General features: G+C 37.6%; 19 protein-coding genes. 15 read left to right on the forward strand and 4 right to left on the reverse strand.

All coding sequences use genetic code 11. From position 1 onward, the window contains the following. Nucleotides 1–113: 113 nt before the first annotated feature. The 3 genes from D0817_RS01745 (at nucleotide 114) to D0817_RS01760 (ending at nucleotide 2,960) form a co-directional block, all read left to right on the forward strand. Entirely contained in the window at nucleotides 114–1,037 is a 924-nt protein-coding gene (locus D0817_RS01745; RefSeq protein ID WP_127336662.1) for a helix-turn-helix domain-containing protein, read from the forward strand. A gap of 231 nt (nucleotides 1,038–1,268) precedes the next feature. Beyond that, nucleotides 1,269–1,994: an SDR family oxidoreductase gene (locus D0817_RS01755; RefSeq protein ID WP_127336663.1), complete on the forward strand. Its 726-nt coding sequence runs from the start codon at nucleotides 1,269–1,271 to the stop codon at nucleotides 1,992–1,994. A gap of 201 nt (nucleotides 1,995–2,195) precedes the next feature. Continuing rightward, complete coding sequence (locus D0817_RS01760) at nucleotides 2,196–2,960, forward strand: SDR family NAD(P)-dependent oxidoreductase (protein ID WP_127336664.1); 765 nt, start codon at nucleotides 2,196–2,198, stop codon at nucleotides 2,958–2,960. 269 nt (nucleotides 2,961–3,229) lie between these two features. Here D0817_RS01760 and D0817_RS01765 read toward each other — a convergent pair whose 3' ends face one another. The 3 genes from D0817_RS01765 to D0817_RS01775 form a co-directional block, all read right to left on the reverse strand. Further along, complete coding sequence (locus tag D0817_RS01765) at nucleotides 3,230–3,703, reverse strand: hypothetical protein (RefSeq protein WP_127336665.1); 474 nt, start codon at nucleotides 3,701–3,703, stop codon at nucleotides 3,230–3,232. An 88-nt stretch (nucleotides 3,704–3,791) separates the two neighbouring features. Continuing rightward, nucleotides 3,792–4,490, reverse strand: a complete 699-nt coding sequence (locus D0817_RS01770) for a LytR/AlgR family response regulator transcription factor (protein ID WP_127336666.1) — start codon at nucleotides 4,488–4,490, stop codon at nucleotides 3,792–3,794. Continuing rightward, on the reverse strand, nucleotides 4,487–5,527 hold the full coding sequence (locus tag D0817_RS01775; RefSeq protein ID WP_127336667.1) for a sensor histidine kinase: 1,041 nt from the start codon (nucleotides 5,525–5,527) through the stop codon (nucleotides 4,487–4,489). The genes D0817_RS01770 and D0817_RS01775 overlap by 4 nt, the downstream gene beginning before the upstream one ends. A gap of 165 nt (nucleotides 5,528–5,692) precedes the next feature. Between D0817_RS01775 and D0817_RS01780 the strand changes: the two genes are divergently transcribed. From D0817_RS01780 to D0817_RS01795, 4 genes are all read left to right on the forward strand, one after another. Then, complete coding sequence (locus D0817_RS01780) at nucleotides 5,693–7,078, forward strand: TolC family protein (protein ID WP_127336668.1); 1,386 nt, start codon at nucleotides 5,693–5,695, stop codon at nucleotides 7,076–7,078. A gap of 12 nt (nucleotides 7,079–7,090) precedes the next feature. Continuing rightward, nucleotides 7,091–10,387: an efflux RND transporter permease subunit gene (locus D0817_RS01785; RefSeq protein ID WP_127336669.1), complete on the forward strand. Its 3,297-nt coding sequence runs from the start codon at nucleotides 7,091–7,093 to the stop codon at nucleotides 10,385–10,387. A gap of 73 nt (nucleotides 10,388–10,460) precedes the next feature. Then, the gene (locus D0817_RS01790) at nucleotides 10,461–11,549 is read left to right on the forward strand and encodes an efflux RND transporter periplasmic adaptor subunit (protein ID WP_127336835.1); all 1,089 of its coding nucleotides are present in this window, start codon (nucleotides 10,461–10,463) and stop codon (nucleotides 11,547–11,549) included. 744 nt (nucleotides 11,550–12,293) lie between these two features. Next, nucleotides 12,294–13,286 (forward strand): T9SS type A sorting domain-containing protein, encoded by a 993-nt coding sequence (locus D0817_RS01795; RefSeq protein ID WP_127336670.1) that lies wholly within the window; start codon nucleotides 12,294–12,296, stop codon nucleotides 13,284–13,286. 909 nt (nucleotides 13,287–14,195) lie between these two features. On the opposite strand, the gene D0817_RS01800 is transcribed toward D0817_RS01795, so the two are convergent. Further along, the gene (locus tag D0817_RS01800; protein ID WP_127336671.1) at nucleotides 14,196–14,420 is read right to left on the reverse strand and encodes a hypothetical protein; all 225 of its coding nucleotides are present in this window, start codon (nucleotides 14,418–14,420) and stop codon (nucleotides 14,196–14,198) included. 464 nt (nucleotides 14,421–14,884) lie between these two features. Here D0817_RS01800 and D0817_RS01805 point away from each other — a divergent pair, with 464 nt between their 5' ends. The 8 genes from D0817_RS01805 (at nucleotide 14,885) to D0817_RS01840 (ending at nucleotide 23,978) form a co-directional block, all read left to right on the forward strand. Then, the gene (locus tag D0817_RS01805; protein WP_127336672.1) at nucleotides 14,885–15,295 is read left to right on the forward strand and encodes a hypothetical protein; all 411 of its coding nucleotides are present in this window, start codon (nucleotides 14,885–14,887) and stop codon (nucleotides 15,293–15,295) included. Nucleotides 15,296–15,358: 63 nt separating this feature from the next. After that, complete coding sequence (locus tag D0817_RS01810; protein ID WP_127336673.1) at nucleotides 15,359–15,784, forward strand: response regulator; 426 nt, start codon at nucleotides 15,359–15,361, stop codon at nucleotides 15,782–15,784. A gap of 262 nt (nucleotides 15,785–16,046) precedes the next feature. Continuing rightward, a complete protein-coding gene (locus D0817_RS01815; RefSeq protein ID WP_127336674.1) occupies nucleotides 16,047–16,640 on the forward strand; it encodes a TetR/AcrR family transcriptional regulator in 594 nt (197 codons plus the stop codon). A gap of 319 nt (nucleotides 16,641–16,959) precedes the next feature. Further along, nucleotides 16,960–18,102 (forward strand): efflux RND transporter periplasmic adaptor subunit, encoded by a 1,143-nt coding sequence (locus D0817_RS01820; protein ID WP_497756094.1) that lies wholly within the window; start codon nucleotides 16,960–16,962, stop codon nucleotides 18,100–18,102. An 11-nt stretch (nucleotides 18,103–18,113) separates the two neighbouring features. Then, nucleotides 18,114–21,278, forward strand: coding sequence for an efflux RND transporter permease subunit (locus D0817_RS01825; RefSeq protein ID WP_127336676.1), 3,165 nt, complete (start codon nucleotides 18,114–18,116; stop codon nucleotides 21,276–21,278). A gap of 131 nt (nucleotides 21,279–21,409) precedes the next feature. Continuing rightward, nucleotides 21,410–22,828: a TolC family protein gene (locus D0817_RS01830; protein ID WP_127336677.1), complete on the forward strand. Its 1,419-nt coding sequence runs from the start codon at nucleotides 21,410–21,412 to the stop codon at nucleotides 22,826–22,828. Nucleotides 22,829–23,376: 548 nt separating this feature from the next. Beyond that, nucleotides 23,377–23,757 carry a DoxX family protein gene (locus D0817_RS01835; RefSeq protein WP_127336678.1) on the forward strand — a complete coding sequence of 127 codons (381 nt, stop codon included), beginning with the start codon at nucleotides 23,377–23,379 and terminating at the stop codon, nucleotides 23,755–23,757. Nucleotides 23,758–23,768: 11 nt separating this feature from the next. Further along, nucleotides 23,769–23,978 (forward strand): hypothetical protein, encoded by a 210-nt coding sequence (locus D0817_RS01840; protein ID WP_127336679.1) that lies wholly within the window; start codon nucleotides 23,769–23,771, stop codon nucleotides 23,976–23,978. Nucleotides 23,979–24,037 lie beyond the last annotated feature (59 nt).

Raw genomic sequence — 24,037 nt, forward strand, 5'->3', positions numbered from 1 at the left:
ACGCAAAGTTTTAAACCTGAAACTTCAAACCTGAAACCTCAAACCTGAAACCTGAAACTTCAAACTTCAAACCCAAAACAAATTTTCGTATATTTGAATTTTACAATTCAGTTATGAAATCACTAGATTCATTTTACCAGGACATTACCGAAGGTTCAGCAGTTGAGCCGAGTTCTTTATTACCCAACGACATTAAAAAGGAAATTGGTCATTTTAATGTGTTTAATATCAAAGAATTATTAGACAGGCTTCAGGGAAAATCCATTATGCCGTATGACCGAAGGGCTTATTATAAAATAAGTCTTATAAAAGGAAAGAACAGGGCTGAATATGCCGACAAAATCATTGAAATAGAGCAACATGCGCTCTTGTTTGCCACTCCAAAAATCCCTTATAATTATCTTCCGCAGGACACCAATCAATCGGGACAGTTTTGCGTGTTTACCGGTGAATTCCTTTCTAAAAACAAAAGCGGAATTGACCTTGATGAACTTCCTATTTTTGCCACAGACGGTTATCCTGTTTTTCAGCTTTCCGATGAGGAAGTTATAGAAGTTGAACTGATATTCAATAAAATACAAAAAGAAATCAATTCAGATTACGTCTACAAATACGATTTGATCCGGAATTATGTTGCCGAATTAATTCACTTCGGACAAAAACTGCAACCCTTAACAGCCTTATATTCGAAACACAATTCTGCGGCAAGGGTTTCTTCTTTATTTGCTGAATTATTAGAACGACAATTTCCAATAGAATCACCGCATCAGCGACTTGTGCTAAGGACAGCCAAGGATTTTGCCGACCGGTTGTCTGTACATGTCAATCATTTAAATAAGGTTTTAAAAGAAAATACGGGAAAAACCACCACGGAACTAATCAGCAGCCGACTGACCAACGAAGCCAAAATCCTTTTAAGACAAACCGACTGGAACATCTCTGAAATTGCGTATTCTTTAGGATTTGAAGAACTCGCACATTTCTCTAATTTCTTTAAAAAGCAAACTTCCTTTACGCCTTTAGCTTTCAGAAGCTAATTTTAATTTGGAGTTTGGAGTTTGGAGTTTGGAGTTTGGAGTTTGGAGTTTGGAGTTTGGAGTTTGGAATTTGGAGTTTGGAATTTGGAATTTGGAATTTGGAATTTGACACTTGAAGTTTGACATTGAAAACTTCCTGATTTGAATTTCGCAAACTTCGGTTTGATATTTACAATTCCGGCATGCTACTTCGCCCCTACCTTTGTCTTATCAATTTAAAAGATCGAAAAGATGAATTTATCAAACAACAAAATTTTAATCACCGGTGGAGCAAGCGGCATCGGGCTTGGGCTTACACAACGATTTATTGAAGAAAACAATACAGTCATTATTTGTGGCAGGAGAGAATCGGTTTTGAATGAAGTTAAGGCTCAGTTTCCATCTGTACTAACTAAAGTATGTGATTTGTCTGTTGAAGCAGAGCGTGTGGCCCTTTACGAATGGATTAAGGAAAACCACAGCGACTTAAATGTGCTCATCAATAATGCGGGAATTCAAAAATGGGTTTCAGTTACGGATCCCGGTTTTTACGAAAGTATGAAGGCTGAAATCAGCACCAATATTGAAGCGCCCCTGCATTTGACTTCCTTATTTGCGAATTTAGAATCACTTACCACAGTGATGAATGTAACTTCAGGGCTGGCCTTTTCACCTTTTGCAAAAATTCCGGTATACTCAGCCACAAAAGCTTTTTTCCGTTCATTTACCCTTTCCCTTCGTCATATCCTGAAATCAAAGAATATTGAAGTGATCGAAATCATTCCGCCTGCACTTAACACGGATCTTGGCGGAGCTGGACTGCACGACGCACATCCGAGCGTAAGCAGTTTTATCGAATCTATTTTTGAGCAATTGAAGGAAGGAAAAGAAGAACTGACCTTCGGAACCAGCGAAACACGACTGAATGCCAGCGCCGAAGATTTGAGAAATCACTTTAACGCCATGCATTCCAATTAAGATAACAATGAGAGGTTTGTTTCTCTCGCAGATTTGGCAGATTCAGGGGATTTTTTAAGATATAATTCTATACTCTATACTCTATATTCTACATTCTATATTCTATACTCTATATTCTTGACTCTATACTCTATATTCTTAACTCTATAATATACCACACTACATTCCAATAAATAATCAAAATTTAAAAACAAATACAAAATGGCAGTAAATACAAAAATCGCACTGGTAACAGGCGGAAGCAGAGGTTTGGGAAAAAATATGGCTTTGGCTATAGCAAAAAAAGGAATCAACGTGATTCTGACGTACAACAGTAAAAAAGAAGAAGCGGAAGATACAGTAAAAGAAATCGAAAGTTTGGGACAAAAAGCCGTTGCCATTCAGTTGAATGTGGCTGAAGCAGGCAGTTTTGATTCTTTCTTTGAAGAAGTGAAAACGGCTTTAAAAAACACTTTTTCTACTGACAAGTTTGATTTTCTGGTAAACAATGCCGGAATTGGAATTCATAAACCTTACATCGAAACTACGGAAGCAGATTTTGATGAATTGAGTAATATTCAGTTGAAAGGACCGTTTTTCCTAACCCAAAAAGCATTAGCCATCATGAATGATGGTGGTGGAATCGTAAACATTTCTACCGGTCTGGCAAGATTTTCATTCCCGGGCTATTCGGCTTATGCTTCTATGAAAGGCGGAATCGAAACGCTGACTAAATATCAGGCAAAAGAATTGGGCGAACGAAAAATAAAAGTCAATGTAGTAGCTCCGGGCGCGATTGAAACTGATTTTGGACACGGAGCCGTGAGAGACAACGAGCAACTCAACCAGCACATCGCTTCTCTAACCGCCTTAGGAAGAGTTGGGCTACCGGATGATATTGGCGGCGTCGTTGCCTTTTTATGCACCGAAGATGCGCGTTGGGTAAATGCACAGCGTATTGAGGTTTCCGGAGGAATAAATTTATAATTTTTAGATGTTAGATGTTAGATGTTAGATGTTAGATGTTAGATATTAGATGTTAGATGTTAGATGTTAGATGTTAGATGTTTAAACCCGACAGGTTTTTCAACCTGTCGGGTTTGATAATCTAAATGTATTTCTGAGTGTTTTAAAACACCAACGTTTAAACCTAAATCTATTATTTCGTATCCTAATTACAAAACAAAACCCGCCAGGTTTTAAAACCTGACGGGTTTGTCATTTTGAATATATTGAGTTAGTAAGAATTCTTATTTTTAATCTTTTTGAATGATGACATCGAAACCTCCGTTTTTATCGAAGACCACATCATAAAATTTGTTTTCCTTTTCTACTCCGACTTCGTAGGTTGTTTTGCTTTTATAGTCGACTACTACTGCGATTTCACGAATGGCCTGTGCTGGATAATTATTTTTCAGGTATTTCTGTGCTTTTAGCGGAAGCTGGCTCAGCGGAATTTGTAATTCATATGCTTTTAAAACGGCCAGATTATCGTAAACGGCCAGTGCTTTTGCAGTACTGGTGGCATTAAACTTCGCTTCATACCTGATTTCATCATTGTCGTCTCCCACATATTCTATCGACCAGACCGGAACTTTGCCCGGATATTCTTTTTCAAAAGTAAACCTGACTTTTTCAGGTGGAGTAATTACCCCTGTTGGCATGATTCCGTTTTGCGCCATCCCGAAACTGCTGCAAAAAAGGCTAAAAGCAAAAATTAAGTTTTTCATGATTTCAAATTTTAAATTAAATCCCTTTTTAAATGCGTACTAAAACTACTACTTTTAAATGAATTTAAAATGAATTTTGTAAAACTTTTTATTTTTTTAACCGCTCCGATAATTCTCGTTTATAGGTAATTCCGATCGGTAATTTCTCTTTTTTTATAATAACAAAATCCTTTTCGGTAGCTTCGATTTTATCCAGGGCTACGATATAGGATTTGTGAATTCGCATAAAGGTTTTCTCGGGCAGGCATTTCTCCAGTTCACTTGTTGTAATTGAAGCCAGATAGGTTCTTTTGGTCGTGTACAATTTCACATAATTTCCAAAACTCTGTGCAAACAACAGCTGGTCTAATTCTAAATCTACCAAATAGCCATCCACTTTTACACTGACCGAATTGACCACCACTTCGTCTTCCTTTGCTTTTACATTTTCAGTGGCAAAAAACCGATCAATAGCCTTTAGGAATCTGGGAAAGTAAATAGGTTTCAACAAATAGTCAATCACACCGTAATCATAACTTTCGAGTGCAAATTCAGAATAGGCAGTCGTTAATATCGTTTTAGGATGCACGGGAAGAATCTTTAGCAGTTCCATACCCGAAATCTCCGGCATGTTGATATCCAGAAACATCAGATCGACTTTGTTTTCGCGAAGGTAATTCATGGCTTCAATGCCATTATACCCCTGAAAGACAAGCTCCAAATTTGGATTTTGCTTGATATAATTGGCCAGCACATAATGCGCTGCCGGTTCATCATCCACAATAATACATTTTTTGGATTCTATCATTCTACAAACTTTTTCAGTTGTAATTTCAGGTCAACGATATACGTATTTTTATTGTCCTGAATATTCAGTTTATAGTCCTTTCCATAAATCAGGTTCAGACGCTCGATTGTATTTTTCAAACCTATTTTCGTTGAAACGACATCGGTTTTTTTCGTTGGAATAGAATTGACTACATGCAGGTGCAACAAGCCGTTTTCGACCGTAACAATAATGCGCACAAAACATTTTTCGATGGCGCAGGTTCCGTGTTTAAAGGCATTTTCAATAAAGGCAATCAACAGCATTGGTGATACTTTATAGGCGTTTTCGTTGTCAATTTTACAGTCATAGGTGATATCACAACGGTATCCTACCCTTTCTTTTTCAAGCTGTACATAACTGTTTATAAATTCCAGTTCGTCTTCTAAAGATACGCATTGTTTATTATTACTTTCGAGCTGATAGCGCATTAGCTGTGAAACTTTCATAATCAGGTCCGGCGTTCTGTCCGGAAATTCAAGACTGATTCCGTATAAGGTATTGAAGGTATTGAATAGAAAATGCGGATTCAGCTGCCCTTTCAGTGAATTGAGCTGCATCTGGTTGAACAACAACGTTTCATCGGTTTGTTTTCTGTGAATCCTGTAGAACTTGAAAACAATAATCGGGCTCAGTATACAAACCAGTGTTCCTAAAACGCTGGCGAGCTGGTAGACATAACTTCTCTGATGTGAATTCTGGTACAAACGGCAATTGCTGAACATATCCAGCATGGTTATTTCGTATAAGACAATTGAAAACACAAACACCCCAAAAAGCGTCAGTAAGATGTAGCTTACGGGTCTTCTGGTTTTGAAAAGTATGGGCAATAGTAAAAAACGGTTGAACTGGGCATGCATGTATAAAATAAAATAGAAAAACACACCCATTGAAATGGAAGTAAAAGAACTAAATAACATCCAGTCATTTTTTAACGTATAGATCGTAAATGAAAAGGCAACAACGGCAATTTCCTGCCACCATTTGTTATCCAATATGTTATCAAATTTTTTATTCATTTTTTAAACTTAAAATAGTTTACAAATTAACCACAAATTTTTATTTTATTTTTTTAATAAATGACCAATTCAATTGGTCATTTATAATCGCAGTACATCATTTAAGATGACAAAAATCATTTCAAGTAAAATAATTTTGTTTCATAATTTGATACCACGAATTTTATGTACTTCAAAAAAATTACTTTATTATTTTTCTTGATTTTTGCCGCTCTTGGTTATTCACAAACCCTGTCTTTAAAAGAAGCTATAAAAACGGGACTTGAAAACTACGGTTCAATCAAAGCAAAAAACAACTACACCAATGCTTCGCGGGAGACGCTCAAACAATCGAAACGCGATTATTTACCCAACCTGAACCTCTCTGCCCAACAGGATTACGGAACCATCAACGGACAAAACGGTGCTTTGTATGGTTTCAACGGATTAGGAACGGCTTCTTCAGGACCGGCTTTACCGGATCAAAACTGGAATTCGGCTTTTGGGGCACTTTACTTAGTCAATATGAACTGGGATTTTTTCACTTTCGGAAAAGCAAAAGAAAAAATCAATCTGGCTAAAATAGACGTCCGAACCAAAGAAACGGATCTAAAGCAGGAAATGTTTCAACAGGAAATCAGGATTTCTGCTGCTTACCTTAATTTACTCGCAAGTCAGCGTTTATTAATTTCACAGCAAAAGAATTTAAGCCGTGCTGAAGTTTTCAAAAGAACCGCTGCTGCAAGGGTAAAAAACGGATTATTAGCCGGAGTCGATTCTACTTTAGCGACAGCCGAAGTTTCGAAAGCCAAAATTGCGCTGAACCTGGCAAGGAATTTCGTAAAGGAACAGAACAATAAATTAGTCGATCTGATGGGTGTTGCCCCTCAGGATTTTGCTGCCGATACGCTTTTTGTCAACAATATTCCGAAAGCATTATTACTGGCTGAAAAAACGACTGATAGCCTTCATCCGTTACTGCAATTATACAAAACCCGAATTGATTACAGCAATCAGCAGGCAAAATTATACAAACGCTTTTATTACCCGACCATGACGGCTTTTGGTGTTCTGCAGACAAGAGCTTCAGGATTTCAGTCTGATTATATTACCGATCAGACGGCTTTTACCAGAAATTACTGGGATGGTGTAAATCCGGACCGCACCAATTATCTGGTTGGAATCGGAATCAGCTGGAACCTGACGACCCCGTTCCGAATGAGTAAACAGGTAAGCGCCCAGAAATTTGTTTCGCAGGCGTTACAGGAAGAATACAACCAGGCCGACCGTGAACTGAAATCGCAAATGAATTTTGCCGATGATAAGATCAAAATTACGCTGGACAATTATGCCGAAGCACCAATTCAGGTGGATGCGGCGAAAAAAGCCTACCTGCAAAAATCGACTTTATACAAAAACGGATTAACGGATCTTACCGATTTAACACAAATCATGTATACGCTAAACCGTGCCGAAATTGATCGTGATATTACGAACAACAATGTGTGGCAATCGTATTTGCTGAAAGTGGCCGCCACAGGCAATTTTGACTTATTTATAAATGAATTTTAATTATAGATCGTAATGAATTTAATACGTTTCGCACTCCGCAAACCCATCTCCATCCTGGTAATGGTTGCTGGTTTATTTTTCTTCGGAATTGGCGCCATCCAGGACATTAAGGTAGATATTCTTCCTAAAATGAACCTGCCGGTAATTTATATTGCGCATCCTTTCGGAGGGTATACCCCGGACCAGATGGAAGCTTATTTTGCTAAAACATATGTCAATATTTTACCTTTTGCCAATGGTGTAAAATCGGTAGAGACCAAAAATATTCAGGGGTTAATGATCATGAAATTAACCTACTATGAAAACACCAACATGGCGCAGGCAGCAGCCGAGCTGAGTTCCCTTTCAAACAGGATTCAGGCGGCATTTCCTCCGGGAACACAGCCTCCGTTTATCATTCGTTTTGATGCTTCTTCCTTACCGATCGGACAATTGGTTCTGAGCAGTAAGATCAGATCGAATAATGAATTACAGGATTTAGCCAACGTTTACGTTCGTGCTTCGTTTACTTCGATTCCCGGTTTATTATCGCCGGCACCTTTCGGAGGAAGCCCGAGAACTATTGAGGTTAACGTAGATCCCGATTTATTGCGTTCGCACAATATGACTCCGGATCAGATAGTTGAGGCAATCCGTATCAACAACCAGACAGCTCCTTCGGGGAATGTGAGAATGGGCGATGTCAATTATATTACGCCAACCAACAATACGATTAAAGAAGTTAAGGATTTCGAACAGATTCCATTGTTTAAAGGCGGCGTTCAAAACCTGAAATTAGGCGATGTTGCGACTGTGAAAGATGGTGCCGATATTACGGCCGGTTATGCTTTGGTAAATGGAAAACGTTCGGTGTATATCAGTATCGCGAAAGCGGGAGATGCTTCGACCTGGGATGTGGTTCAGAAATTGAAAGCGGAATTGCCTAAAATTCAGAGTACATTACCGGAAGACGTAAAACTATCTTACGAATTTGACCAGTCGGTTTATGTAATCAATTCGGTTAAAAGTTTGATTACAGAAGGAATCATCGGAGCCGTTTTAACCGGTTTAATGGTATTACTTTTCCTTGGCGACAGACGTGCGGCTTTGATTGTAATCTTAACCATTCCGATTTCGATTATTTCGGGAGTTTTATTCCTGAAATTATTCGGACAAACGATCAACTTAATGTCTTTAAGCGGACTGGCGCTGGCCATTGGTATTTTGGTGGATGAAAGTACGGTTACTATTGAAAACATTCACCAGCATCTCGACATGGGCAAACCCAAGGCACTCGCTATTTGGGACGCCTGTCAGGAAATTGCTTTGCCTAAATTACTGATCCTGCTTTGTATCCTGGCCGTTTTTGCCCCTGCCTTTACCATGGTGGGTATTCCCGGAGCGTTGTTTTTGCCTTTGGCGATGGCAATTGGATTCTCGATGGTCATTTCGTTTTTATTGTCGCAGACTTTTGTTCCTGTAATGGCGAACTGGCTGATGAAAGCGCATCCGAAACACGAACATGCACCGAATATTACAGATGATGAAGCCGAATTTAACGATAGCGGAATTACCCCGCAATCGGAGAAAGATCTGATCACACAGAAAAAAGGATATGTAGAAAGAGATGACAGTAATAACAACGGAAAAATTGGCGCTTTCGAACGCTTCAAAATTCGTTTCATGAGAACGTTGGATCGTTTGTTCCCTTATAAAAAAATAACCGCTCTGGTCTATCTTATCGGAATTACGGTACTGGCCGTGGTCTTTATTTCTTTTATCGGAAAAGATGTTTTTCCGAAAGTAAATTCAAGCCAGTTTCAGTTAAGAATGCGTGCTCCCGACGGAACCCGTCTGGAACGCACCGAAGAGAAAGCCATTATTGTACTGAAGGAATTGCAAAAAATGGTGGGCAAGGAACATATCGGTATCTCTTCTGTTTATGTGGGGCAACACCCGTCTTTATTCTCGATCAACCCGATTTATTTGTTCATGGCAGGTTCGCATGAAGCTGTATTTCAGGTAAGCTTAAAAGAATACCACACCGATATGGATGACTTTAAGGATGACTTCAGAGCCCGAATTAAAAAAGTCCTTCCGGATGTAAAACTTTCTTTTGAGCCTATCGAACTGACCGATAAAGTGTTGAGCCAGGGTTCCCCTACTCCAATCGAAGTCCGTATTGCCGGAAAAGACAAAAAACGTAATGAATTGTACGCCAATCAGATTGTAGAAAAGCTGAAAAAATTCGCTTATTTCAGAGATGTGCAAATTGGTCAGCCAATTCACTATCCGGCCATGAATATTGATATTGACAGAACCCGTGCTGCTGAATTGGGGGTGGATATGAATGACATTTCAAGATCACTGGTCGCTTCAACGTCATCCTCCAGATATACCGAGAAAAATACCTGGGTCGACGAAAGAGCCGGATTATCGTACAACGTTCAGGTGCAGGTACCTTTGAACAAAATGAAAAGCAAAACCGATATCGGAGAAATTCCGGTATTGAAAAACTCGCTTCGTCCTGTTTTAAGTGACGTTGCCAAAATTACACCCGGATTTGTAAGTGGTGAAAATGACAATTTAGGGGCCATGCCATACATTACCGTTACAGCCAACATTAGCCAGACCGATTTAGGGACGGCAGTAAAAGATGTGGATGCAACAATAAACTCATTGGGGGAATTACCGAGGGGGTTATTCATCACTCCAATTGGAATGAGTAAGGTATTGGTAGAAACATTAAGCAGTTTACAGGTAGGATTATTGGTTGCCATATTTGTAATCTTCTTAATGCTGGCCGCTAATTTTCAATCGTTCAAAGTGTCGCTGGTAATCTTAACCACAGTTCCGGCGGTTGTTTTAGGAGCGTTATTGATGCTGACGCTGACAGGTTCAACCTTAAACTTACAATCGTATATGGGTATCATTATGTCGGTTGGGGTTTCTATTGCCAATGCCGTTTTACTGGTCACCAATGCAGAACAATTGCGAAAACGAAACGGAAATGCCTTAGAATCGGCTCGTGAAGCAGCAGCATTGCGTCTTCGTCCGATTATCATGACCTCTGTAGCGATGATTGCAGGGATGTTGCCAATGGCTATCGGACACGGAGAAGGTGGCGATCAGGTTTCACCATTGGGTAGAGCCGTTATTGGCGGATTATTATTCTCTACCTTTGCGGTATTATTAATCCTCCCGCTTATCTTTGCCTGGGCACAGGAACACACCACAACACAGTCGGTTTCCCTGGATCCGGAAGACGAAGAAAGCATCCATTATATCTCATCCTTAAAATCAGAAAATGAAATCACCACTAAAAAATAATTTGTTGAAAACAAATACCAATAAATTAAAAGGTGATCACATTAATGACCTTTCTAAAATAACTTTTCCATTTATGAAAAATAAAATTATACAATCGACCGCATTATTTTTTACAGCTGTATTTTTTCTGGCCAGTTGTAATTCAAAGAAAGAAGAAACGGTTACTCCGGAACTGGAGCCTAAAACAGAAACTTTCCTTTTACTAAAAGAAAAGCTAACAACAGAATTGCGTTTACCGGCCGAATTAACCGGTTTTCAACAAGTAGATTTATATGCCAAAGTAAGCAGTTTCGTAAAACTTTTGAAAGTAGACATTGGTACCCAAGTAAAAAAAGGACAGCTTCTGATTGTTCTGGAAGCGCCTGAAATCAGTTCACAACTGGCAGCAGCCGAATCGAGATTAAAATCGATGGAAGCCATTTACACGACCAGCAAAAGTACCTACAACCGTTTGTACGAAACAAGCAAAGTGGAAGGAACGATTTCTAAAAACGATTTAGAAATGGCCAGTGGAAAGAAAAACTCCGATTACGCCCAATATCAGGCAGCAGTAGCAGCACACAAGGAAGTATCGATCATGAGAGGTTATCTTGAAATCCGTGCGCCTTTTGATGGTGTTGTGGCAGCAAGAAACGTGAATTTAGGAACCTATGTCGGTCCTTCAGGAAAAGGCTCTGATCTACCTTTACTGACCATTCAGCAACAAGACAAATTACGTCTGGCCGTTTCGGTTCCGGAATTGTACACGGGTTATTTGCATAATGGTGACGAAATGAGTTTTAATGTGAAATCGCTACCGGAAACATTTAAAGCAACGATCACCAGAATGTCCGGCGCTTTAGATTTGAAACTGCGTTCGGAGCGTGTAGAAATGGACGTTCACAATACTACTAAAAACTTATTACCGGGAATGGTAGCCGAAGTGCTTTTACCCCTGAACGCGAAAGACAGCACTTTTGTAATCCCGAAAACAGCATTGGTAAATTCTGCCGAAGGTATTTTTGTAATCAAAGTGGTGAATCATAAAGCCACACGTATTGATGTAAAAAGAGGAAGGGAAATTGACGATAAAATTGAAATATTCGGCGATCTGAATCCGCAGGATAAACTGGTAAAAATTGCCAGCGAAGAAACTAAGGAAGGCGACATTATAAACGAATAACCTGCGTTTAAGTCTTCATTTTAGTGATTACCAAAAACTGTACGCAATCAAATGCGGCATTTTAGGTCAGTGATGATTTAAAATGTAAATTTAAATTTACCTAAGGGACAGCATCAACCAAAAGTGCTGTCCTTTTTTTTTGGGGGAGCGGGTTTCGCAGAGATTCACAAAGTTACACGGAGATTCGCAAAGTTTTAATCCTACATTGTCACCCTAAGCGAAGTCGAAAGACTATGAAAATGAGTTTGGAAAAATCACGCAAAGACGCAAAGGCGCAAAGTTTAAAGTTATTTCTCGATCCCTAATCGCTACCCTGAGCGAAGTCGAAGGCCTATGAAAATGAGTTTGGAAAAATCACGCAAAGACGCAAAGGCGCAAAGTTTAAAGTTATTTCTCAATCCCTAATTGTCACCCTGAGCGAAGTCGAAGGCTTATGAAAATCTTAGCTTTATTAAATCACTTCAATAGTCACCTGCTTTAGCTGGAGGAATTTAAAAATGTTGAGGCTTTTGGATTTATTTTGAAAATTTCTTTAGTGGTTATTTCCTGCAATAGAATCTTGTTTTTTAATGCTTTTCCTATAAATTATATTTTATTCTGAGAATGAAAAAAAAATCTAAATGGGTATCTTTTAAAAGACATCGCATTGTAAGGGAACTTTGTATAAATTGTCTAATTAACATTTTTTTATAATGTTAAAATTTCTAAATTGCGGTACAAAATTTAATCCTAAAAAACATTTCTATGAAAATGAAAATTACTCTTTCTACATTTCTATTACTGGCAATTTCAGCAGTACAATCGCAGAACATTACAATTCCGGATGCAAAATTCAAAGCCTTTTTAGTTGGAAAAACTGAGATTAACACAGATGGTGATACTGAAATAAGTAAAACCGAAGCAGAAGCTTTTACAGGTTACATGGATTGCAGCTGGTTATCGATCAAAAATTTATCAGGAATTGAAGCTTTTGTAAACCTTACTGGTTTAAATGCGAATTATAACGATTTAATTACATTAGATCTAAGCAGTAATACCAAACTTGATGGATTATATGTTGTTGGAAATGATTTGACAGCGTTGAATACATCAGCACTGGTAGATCTAGAAACGTTGGAGTGCGGTACTAATAAGATCCCATCATTAAACCTGGCTAACAATACGAAACTGGAAAGATTAAGAACAGGATCAAACCTGCTTACTGCATTAGACTTAACTAAAAATCTGGTGCTATACGACCTTGGTTGCGAGAATAATAAAATTGTGGATATCGACATTAGTTTAAATGTGAAGCTAACTTCTATTGATTGCAGAGCTAATAAACTTAGGTCTTTGAACTTGGACAACGGAAAAACACTTTTCTTTAATTTAATGAAATCAAGTGGAAACCCGGATTTAAGCTGTATACAAGTTGATGATCTTAATAGTGTTCGAACTACAACATGGGTTTATGACAAAACAGTAAATTTCAGTATTGATTGTAAATATAATTTGGGTCTGAATGATGTTGTTTTAAATAATACCATTAAAGTTTATCCAAATCCTGCAAGTCATACGGTTTCTATTAGTTCTCCGGATCCTATTGATGCCGTAAAAATTTATTCTTCTACGGGTGCTTTGGTAAAAACTATAGCAAATCCTACTCAGGTAGAAGTATCCAACTGGTCAAAAGGGGTTTACTTTTTTGTTTTCCAGGTAGGAGATCAATATTTAAACAAAGAAATTATTGTAAAATAATTCATAGTGCCTATAGCTGCATTTTAAAGTAATCTTAAAATGCAGATTACAATTTACCTGAAAGGGCGATACTTTAGATGTATCGCCCTTTTTTTATGAAAGGCATCGAGGAGATTCCCGAAGTCCTTTAGAGCTTACACATAGATTCGCAAAATAGCGCGGAGATTCACGAAGTTTCTGTGCCTTTTTTTAATGGCTGTGACTAAATCATGCCAAGGCAAAAAGTCGCAAAGCTTTAGGTTATTTCTCAACCTCGGATTGTCACCCTGAGCGAAGTTGAAGGCTTATGGAAACAAAAAATAAACAAACATGTGGAAAAATTTTAGAAAATCACGCAAAGGCGCAAAGCCGCAAAGTGTTAAGCTTATTCCTCAAATCACAATTGTCACCCTGAGCGAAGTCGAAGGCTTATGGCAACAAAATAATCCCGCAAAAAACACAAAGTTTTTATTGTCAATGTTTGTCATTTCGACGAAGGAGAAATTTTCGCAAGTGGCTCGAAAAAGATTGGATTCTCATTGCGGAGTTACTAGTACAGTTTTTTCTAACATATAAATGATAAAAGAAAATTAAGTTTTATCCCTTTTTAAGTTTCAAGAGGTTGAATAGCCTCCAGCTTTAGCTGGATGGATTTTGTATAGTGGTAATAGGCTTTAGCCAAATGCGCGTATTTTGGCTAAAGCCTTTTATTAATTCGTTATAAACCTCCAGCTAAAGCTGGAGGCTATTAAAAAAATGATACTGTTTAAAATGATTTTCTAAAACATTTATTTAATAGATATTTCCTCCGCTGTGCATTCTATAATAAAAAACAAATATATCATTTGCCAAAAAACATCGACCATATTAAAGATCGACCATATTAAAGATCGAGGTTTCTATTTTTAAAAATAATACCAACGAAAAACTTTATTCCGCCTCCAAATAGGGATTTAGAATTTCGGCTAATTCGTTCAGCCAGTAAAAGTTATTTTCTACACCGTTTTGGGGAGTTTCCTTTTCCCGCATCACTCCTAAGGCCAGTGTATAATTTACCTGTCTAATTACCTTAGCCATATCCTCCGGGGCTATGGTGTGGTTAAAAAAATCAATTAGCCTTGCTTCGGCTTCTTTTGAAAAAGTGTTTGTACTCATATCTTCCATTTTTAGTGAATATAAAACCTGTTACAGGTAATTTTAATACGTTCTTAATGTGAAGATTTAAGAGCTGCAAACATAAGAATAAACTTTTATACTTTAAAGATTTTTCTTACTTTTTTTTTCTGTCGCAATGTTACAAAAAAGAAACTATAAAAAAGGAACATAAATCAATTTGAATTTTAATCAGATGATAGAAATCGTGACAAAATTATTTTTATTTTGACTTTGTCACAAAAACCGTTTCAAAATTTTTGTTTCTTTTTTTTGAAACAGAAATTTTGAAACGAAAATGGTTGCAAATTTATTATTTATATTAGTTTGTCACAGCTTCAAAAGTTCGGTTTTGGAATAAATTGATAATCGTTAACGACGCAAAAACACTCCTTATTTTTTCAATCTTTTTCATAACTTCGCTTTAACTCTAGTAATGTACTACCTTACTTAAAAATCAAAACCAAATGATCAGAATTGAATTTGAAGAGCCTAATGTAGAAGTTTGCAATTGCTGCAATAATGAAATTATTAGACTCACTCGATTTGTTTTTAAAGATGAAGATGCATTTGCAGTTTATTATTTAAAATTTACGAAAGGGCATGACGATAAATTTGTAACCGGAATAATTAGTATTGGTGACTGGGGAACAGATTATCCTAAAAATAGATTTGCATTTCCATTTAGAATCTGGACCAATGAAAATAATTATCAGGTAGGTTTAATGGATAAAGATGAATCAGAGTGGCAGCAAGATTTACTTGGAACTATTTTAGACAGGAAAGATGCATTAAATCATCCTTGGATTAAGGAAGTATTCCACATTACAGATCATATTGTAGATGAAGATAAAGTGTTGATTGAGTATTTTAATTAATAAAGCCCAAATTATAAAAATTGCGCACTCAATTAAATAAACTACCTTCACCAAAAACACCAAATGAACAAAGGCGGGCCGATTATTATTATAGAAGACGATTTAGATGATCAGGAAATTTTAACTGATATTTTTAAAGATCTTAATTATAGGAATGAAATCATCTTTTTTGCTGAAGGCGAAAAGGCTTTAGAATACTTAACCTCTACAGATATTGAGCCTTTTATTATTTTCTCTGATATCAATATGCCCAAGTTAAGCGGTATGGAATTAAGGGCAAAAATTCATGAAAATGAAGATTTAAGGCTAAAATCCATTCCGTATTTATTCTTTTCTACTAGTGCAGAACAAAAACATGTTATAGATGCTTACTCAAAGTCTATTCAGGGCTTTTTTGTTAAACCTTCGGACTATAAAGAAATAAAGGAAACAATAAAAACAATTGTAAGCTACTGGGAAACGTGTGTTTCTCCCAACTATGTTAAGTAGATAAACTTCTTTTGTAACTTTTTAATCAATTAAGATGCCTTAAAGATCACATTCAGGACATGAATTTGTGCTGAAATTTACATTTCAATTGCTTTTCCATAAAACATTATTTTTGAGACAAACTCCTATTTATAAGGATTTCCCAACTTTTTTGCCTTAATCTATACCACAATAAGAAAATATTATAATGAAATTATATGATTATCAGAAAAACTGCCATACATTTGCCTAACGGTGTTAAACAATTTAATACTTAATCAAAATGGCAAGTAAAGATCGAATTTTAAGACAAAAAGAAGAAACAAGAAGTAACATTCTTGATGCTGCTTATGCTATCGTTAAAGAAGAAGGATGGCAAGGTCTGAGTATGCGAAAGATCGCTGATAAGATTGAATACACTGCTCCTATCATCTACGAATACTTTTCTAACAAGGATGCTATTTTACGGGAATTAACCGGCAAAGGTTTTATGAAATTGGGCAGGGAACTTGAAAGTGCCAAAGCTAAATTTGAAAAACCCGAAGAGCAGATAGAAGCTATGTGGATGGCTTACTGGGATTTTGCGTTTACAGATACCGAAATGTATCAGGTCATGTTTGGGGTTCAAATGAACTGTTGTTCGGAACAATGTGATGCCTCTAAAACACCTTACAAATTATTTACTTCTGTAATTGCTGAAATTATGAAAAGCAGTAGTCCAACGGAAGAGGTTATCAAACAAAAATATTTTACTTTCTTTTCTGTGATTCATGGTTTGATTGCCATTAACATCATTAATAAAAGTGATATCATGGCAACCATAAATGCCCAAATCTTAAAAGATGCGATTGGTGGCATTATAAAATCAATACAATAAAAAAAATTTCATTTTTACTTAACAGTGATAAATGATTTAATAGGTAATTTAGCAGAAGCTATTTTTTTACTACTTTACTTAACAGTGTTAGAAAATTTAATAAAGTAATATAGGGCCTTTTTTTTCTGCATTACTTAACAGTGATAAATAATTTAATACCAATTATGAGATAGATTTGGCAAACAGGAATATATGAAATTTTACACCTATTTACTTAACGATGTTAGAAAATTTAATACCCTTAAAAATGAATTCAGATAATACCCAAAATAAATTTTTAAAAAACGAGAATGTCCAACAAATTAAAACCAATATTAAAATGAAAAATGTAATTATAACCAGCTTTATACTGGCACTGGTACTGAGTAGTTGTGCTGATAAATCCCAGGCACCAGCTGCTGCACCGGCACCGCTTTTACCGGTTTCGGTAATCACAAGTGCCAACACAACTACAGATGCTGAATACCCTGCTGCTATACAAGGAACTGTAGATGTAGAAATCCGTCCACAGGTAAGTGGAAATTTAGACCGCGTTCTGGTAGATGAAGGAGCATATGTTTCTAAAGGTCAGACTTTATTCAAAATAAACGAACGTCCTTTCCGTGAGCAGTTAAACAATGCTTTGGCCAGTCTTCACGCTTACGAAGCTGCTTTGATCAACGCTCAGTTAGAGGTAGATAAATTGACTCCTTTGGTACAAAATAAAGTAGTTTCCGACTATCAGCTGAAAACAGCGAAAGCATCTCAGAAAATTGCTGCTGCCAACATCGAACAGGCAAAAGCAATGGTAGCATCTGCTAAAATCAATTTAGGTTATACAAATGTGACGGCTCCGGTAAGTGGTTATATCGGAAGATTGCCTAAAAAACAAGGAAGCCTCGTTTCTGCCACAGATGTTGAAGCTTTAACAACGCTTTCTGATGTACATGAAGTTTTTGCTTATTTCTCTTTAAGTGAAACGGATTTCATCAACTTTAAATCCCAATATGCAGGAAACAGCATTGGAGACAAAATCAAAAAATTACCTCCGGTTTCTTTAATATTAGCCGATAACAATGCCTACCCGCAAACGGGAAAAATTGACATGGTGGATGGTCAGTTTGATAAAACTACCGGTGCTATTACCTTAAGAGCTACTTTCCCAAATGCAAACGGAACGCTACGTTCCGGAAACACAGGCAAGATTCGTTTAGGACTTCAGCATGACGATGCTATTTTGGTTCCGCAGTCGGCTACGATTGAAATGCAGGATAAAGTTTTCGTCTTTACTGTAGGAACTGACAATAAAGTAACCAAAATGCCAATTACCGTAATCGGTAAAAGCGGTACCAACTATCTTATTAAGGATGGTGTAAAATCGGGTGACCAGATTGTATTGAGCGGTATCGACAAACTTCAGGAAGGTCAGTTGATTCAGCCTGAGAAATCTGCCAAGGTTGCACAAATAACTAACAAAAAATAATTTTTACGAAAATGTTCAAAATATTTATACAAAGACCCGTACTGGCAACCGTTATCTCCATTTTACTGGTGATCCTGGGAGTACTTGGACTTACAAAGTTGCCTTTACAACAGTTTCCTGATATTGCGCCGCCATCGGTTTTGGTAACGGCGGTTTATCCGGGAGCGAACGCAGAAACGGTTTTACGTTCTGTAGCCCCTTCTCTGGAAGAATCTATAAACGGGGTTGAAAACATGACTTACATGAGTTCAACAGCCAGTAATGACGGTACTTTAGCAATTACAGTTTTCTTTAAACTGGGTACAGATGCAGATCAGGCTGCTGTAAACGTTCAGAACAGGGTCGCACAGGCTACCAGCCAGCTGCCTTCAGAGGTGGTACAGCAAGGTGTAATCACGGCAAAACAACAAAACAGTTTTATTATGGCAATCGGTATGTATACCGAAGACGAAGCCAAATACGACCAGACTTTTGTTGCCAATTATGCCCAAATTAATATTATTCCTGAAATCAAACGTATTCCGGGTGTAGGTTCGGCTGCTATTTTTGGTGGTACAAAAGATTACTCCATGCGTGTCTGGTTAAACCCTACACAAATGTCGACTCATAATGTTACGCCAAATGAAGTGATGGCCGCTATTCAGGACAAAAGTTTAGAGGCTGCTCCGGGTAAATTTGGAGAAAGAAGTAAAGAAGTTTTCGAATATGTGATTAAATACAAAGGAAAACTAACCAAACCGGAAGATTACCAAAACATTGCCATTCGTTCTAATGCTGATGGTTCTGTACTTCGCTTAAAAGATGTGGCGCGAGTGGAACTTGGTGCTTACTCTTACAACAGTTTAACACGTCTTAATGGTAAAAAAGGAGTTGTAATTGGTATTATTCAATTGGCAGGTTCTAACTCTAATGATATTCAGGTTGCGATCAACAAATTGATGGTTAAAGCCTCAAAAGATTTTCCTTCGGGAATAAAACACAATATTTTCTATAGTACAAAAGTTTCGTTAGATCAGTCTATCGAGCAGGTAGAACATACTTTGATTGAAGCTTTTATACTGGTATTTATTGTGGTATTTATTTTCCTTCAGGACTTTAGATCAACATTAATCCCGGCGATTGCTGTTCCCGTAGCAATTTTAGGAACGTTCTTTTTCATGCAGTTATTCGGATTCTCGATTAACCTTCTGACACTTTTCGCTTTAATCCTGGCGATTGGTATTGTGGTTGATGATGCGATTGTCGTCGTCGAGGCCGTGCATGCGAAAATGGAGCATAAACATCTGTCTCCAAAAGCAGCAACTCATGAAGCAATGCACGAAATTACGGGTGCTATTATCTCGATTACGCTGGTAATGGCTGCTGTATTCCTGCCGGTAGGTTTTATGGAAGGTTCAACGGGTGTATTCTACCGCCAGTTTGCTTTCACAATGGCAATTGCAATTGTAATTTCAGCTGTAAATGCCCTTACTTTAAGCCCTGCCCTTGCCGCTTTATTCCTAAAAGACAATCACGCGGCACACGATGGAGAAACGCCATATGTTAAACAAGGATTTAAAGAAAAATTCTTTACCGGATTTAACAACAGTTTCAATGCTCTAACCAACCGTTATGTGGGCGGGTTAAAATTCTTAATCCGCAACAAATGGGTGAGTTTAGGAGGTTTGGCTTTAATTACTTTCGCTACGGTTGTAATGGTTAAAACAACTCCTGCCGGATTTATTCCAACGGAAGATCAGGGATTTATTGCGATTGCGGTGAATACGCCTTCAGGAACATCACTTGATGGAACCCAGAAAGTAATGACGCAGGCAGAAAATACGTTAAGAGGTCTTGATGCTTCAAGATTTGTAACGGCAATATCCGGTTTCAACTTATTGACGAACTCTACTAGTCCTTCTTCAGCAGTTGTTTTCGTATTGCTGAAACCAAATGAAGAGCGCGGAGATATCAAAAATATCGACGAAATCATGAATCAGGTTCGTGGCAAATTAGGCGCGATTTCAGGAGGAAGTTTCTTCGTATTCAGTTTCCCAACCGTTCCGGGTTTTAGTAATGTTGAAGCTTTGGATTTAGTATTACAGGATAAAACCGGTGGTAAACTGGATAAGTTTAGCGGAATCTCACAAACGTTCATTGGAGAATTAATGAAACGTCCGGAAATTGCCGTAGCCTTTACGAGTTTCAAAGCCGATTATCCACAATTACAATTGGATATCAACGATGAGAAAGCCGATCAGCTGGGCGTAAAAGTCAAAGATATACTGCAGACGATGCAGGCTTATTTTGGTAGTGCACAAGCCTCTGACTTTAACCGATTTGGTAAATATTACCGAGTGGTGGTTCAGGCCGATATTGCCGACAGAGCAGATCCGTCCGCTATTGACCGTGTGTTTGTCAAAAACAAAAACGGTGAAATGGTTCCGATCAATACTTTGGTAAAACTAACGCGTATTTATGGTTCGGAAACAGCTTCAAGATATAACCTGTTCAACTCTATTTCGATCAATGCGATTCCAAAACCTGGATTCAGTTCGGGAGATGCCATCAAAGCAATTGAAGAAGTGGCAGCACAGCAATTACCTGCAGGGTACAGTTATGAGTTCTCAGGACAAACCCGTGAAGAAATTTCTTCCGGAGGACAGTCGGCAACTATTTTCTTATTGTGTCTGATATTCATCTATTTCTTACTTGCTGCACAATATGAAAGTTACATTTTGCCTCTGGCCGTAATTTTATCCATCCCTGCAGGTATTTTTGGAGTATTCGTAGCGATTGGTTTAACCGGAATCGAAAATAACATTTACGTACAGGTTGCACTGGTCATGCTTATCGGACTGCTCGCTAAGAATGCGATTCTGATCGTCGAGTTCGCGGTACAAAAAAGAAAATCAGGTCAGGCATTGGTCAAAGCTTCCATAGACGCCGCCAAACTGCGTTTACGTCCGATTATCATGACATCATTAGCTTTCGTTGTTGGATTGATTCCGATGATGAGTGCCAAAGGTCCATCGGCTCAGGGTAACCACTCAATAAGTATTGGTGCCGCCGGAGGTATGATTTCGGGAGTAATTCTGGGATTGTTTATCATCCCTGTTTTATTCATCGTATTCCAGTATTTACAAGAAAAAGTTACCGGAAAACCGATAGCTGTAATTCATAACGAAGAAAAATAAAAAATGGAAAATTATATAACGACAATACTGGTGACCATTATTACGGGCATCGCTTACATATCCTATAAAATTTCAAGAGATCTTGACACCAGAAAAGATACTTGTAAAGAAATTTAATGACAACATATAAAATGAAAAAGTATATAACCAAAATCGTGATGGTCGCTTTCCTGATCGTTACAGTAATATCCTGTAAGGTTTCGAAGGATATTGAAACTCCAAAAGATGCATTTCCTGAAAATTTCAGGAATGCATCGGTTTCAAACGATACAACAAGTATCGGTGATGTGGAGTGGAAAAATTTCTTTACGGAAAAAGATATTATCGAATTAATCGATAGTGCCGTAACCCGAAATAATGATTTACAAATCGCTGTTAAAAACATCGAAATTGCCCAGTATAGATTCACACAATCGAAATGGAACAATGTTCCACAGGTAAATTTATCCGTAACAGCAAGTACCAGTAATCCGTCTGACAACAGTTTTACAGGAAAAAACCTGAGTCAGGCTTTAGGCCAGAAACACATTGACGATTATTCTGCCGGAGCAACACTTTCCTGGGAAGCTGATATCTGGGGTAAAATCCGTAGTCAGAAAAAAGGGGCTTTTGCCAGTTACCTGCAATCAGAAGAAGTTAAAAAAGCATTGCAGACTACTATTGTAGCCAATGTTTCTAAAGGATATTACAATCTTTTGATGCTGGATGCCCAATTGGAAATCGCTAAGAAAAATGTCCAATTGAATGACAGTACCACCAATATCATCAAATTAAAATACGATGCCGGACAGGTTACTTCACTGGCTATTCAACAATCGGAAGCACAGAAGTTAAGTGCCGCGCAGCTGGTTCCTTTATTGGAACAAAATATTGCGATTCAGGAAAATGCACTCAGTGTATTGACAGGGTCTTTTCCGAATGCTAAAAGAAGAAGTATTCTTTTACGTTCAATTGAAGTAAAAAACAATACCGCAGTCGGAATTCCTTCTTCACTTGTAAGCAGAAGACCGGATGTAAAAAGTGCCGAATTAGCTTTAAAAATAGCCAATGCCAATGTTGGAATTACAAAAGCAGATTTGTACCCATCCCTTAAAATTACGGCTCAGGGCGGCGTGAATTCTTTCGAAACCAGTAACTGGTTCAACATTCCGGCTTCTTTATTTGGAACTGTTGCAGGAGGTTTAACCCAGCCTTTACTCAATAACAAAAGAGTAAGAACACAATACAATATTGCAAAAGCCGAAAGGGAAAAAGCGGTTTTGAGTTTCAGACAAGCTGTTCTCGTAGCTGTCAGCGAAGTATCTGATGCTTTGGTGAAAGTGGAGAAACTGGAACAACAAAAAACTTTTCTTGAGGAACGTGTCAAAACATTACAACTGGCTATCAAAAATTCGAATCTGTTATTCAAAAACGGAATGGCTGAATATTTGGAAGTCATCACGGCACAGGCTAATTTATTGCAAAGTGAATTAGAACTGGCTAACTTAAAAAGAGAACAATTAGCTGCCAATACCGAGTTATATCGCGCATTGGGCGGAGGTTGGAGATAATACCCGTTTTTTAATTATTTATTTGAGTGACGCTGCAGGATTTCGGTTCTGCAGCGTTTTTTTTTTGTTTTGCCACTAAGGCGCTAAGGCGCAAAGTTTTTTGAACGCGGATGACGCGGATTCGCATGCGAAAACACGGATTGTCGCGGATTTTTTTGTTTTTATGTCTCATTTTATGTCCTCCTGAGCGAAGTCGAAGGATCGCAAAGATTGGCCATTCAGTTTGTAGAGCTTCTTTGCGGTGACTTCGACTCCGCTCAGTCTGACAAACAGTCTGGCTACTTTACTTAAAAAAGTTTCACGCAGATTTTACAGATTTAAGCAAATTCCAAATTAATCTTTCTATCATCTTTATTCTATTTTTTTTATTCTATTTTTTTTATTCTATTCTCTTACTTCTTGCCTCTTTCTTCTATACTCCTCATCAAACTAAAATCAAACATCTGTCCCAAATGCCCCTAAAATAGTCGCAAATATGTATTCGAAAAAAGAATAACAATAGTAGATTTGTATTAAATATTTAACTTAACTATTTAAAAAACAAACCAATGAACAAAGCAAAAATTATTTTCTGGATTACCACTATTATTATTTTTCTATTTGAAGGCGTTATGCCGGCCCTTACTTCCCAGTCCGAACTGGCAAAAGAAGGGATCAGGCATTTAGGCTATCCGGAATATTTCGGTAATGCTTTGGTGGTTTTTAAAGTGTTGGGTGTTTTGGCCCTGGTTATTCCGCAAGTGCCAAACAGAATCAAGGAATGGGCTTACGCCGGTTTTACTTTCGACTTTTTGTTTGCTTCCATAAGCCACTTTGCCGTTGACGGATTCGGATTTCAGTCCTTTTTCCCATTAATCATTCTGGTTATCCTGCTGATTTCTTATTTCTATTATCATAAAATTGAGCGACATAAAAATATCGCGTTATAAACTTCCAGACAATGATCGAAGTTTTTAAAACAAATGTTCAGGAAACGGAGCAGTCAAAAATGATTGTGATGAAACTTCTTGAACACTTTCCAAACAGCGTCATTAATTTTGACCTTGAGGATTGTGATAAAATTTTGAGAATTCATGCAGCCTCGATTTCGAACAAAAGAATAATTGAAGTTCTTAACTTGCATGGATATCAGTGTGAAGTATTGTTATAACCTACCAAATCGTGCTTTTAAACACTCATTTAAAACGTTACCTGTTGTTAATCCTTAAT

The organism is Flavobacterium cupreum, from assembly GCF_003996965.1.
Classification (GTDB): Bacteria; Bacteroidota; Bacteroidia; order Flavobacteriales; family Flavobacteriaceae; genus Flavobacterium; species Flavobacterium cupreum.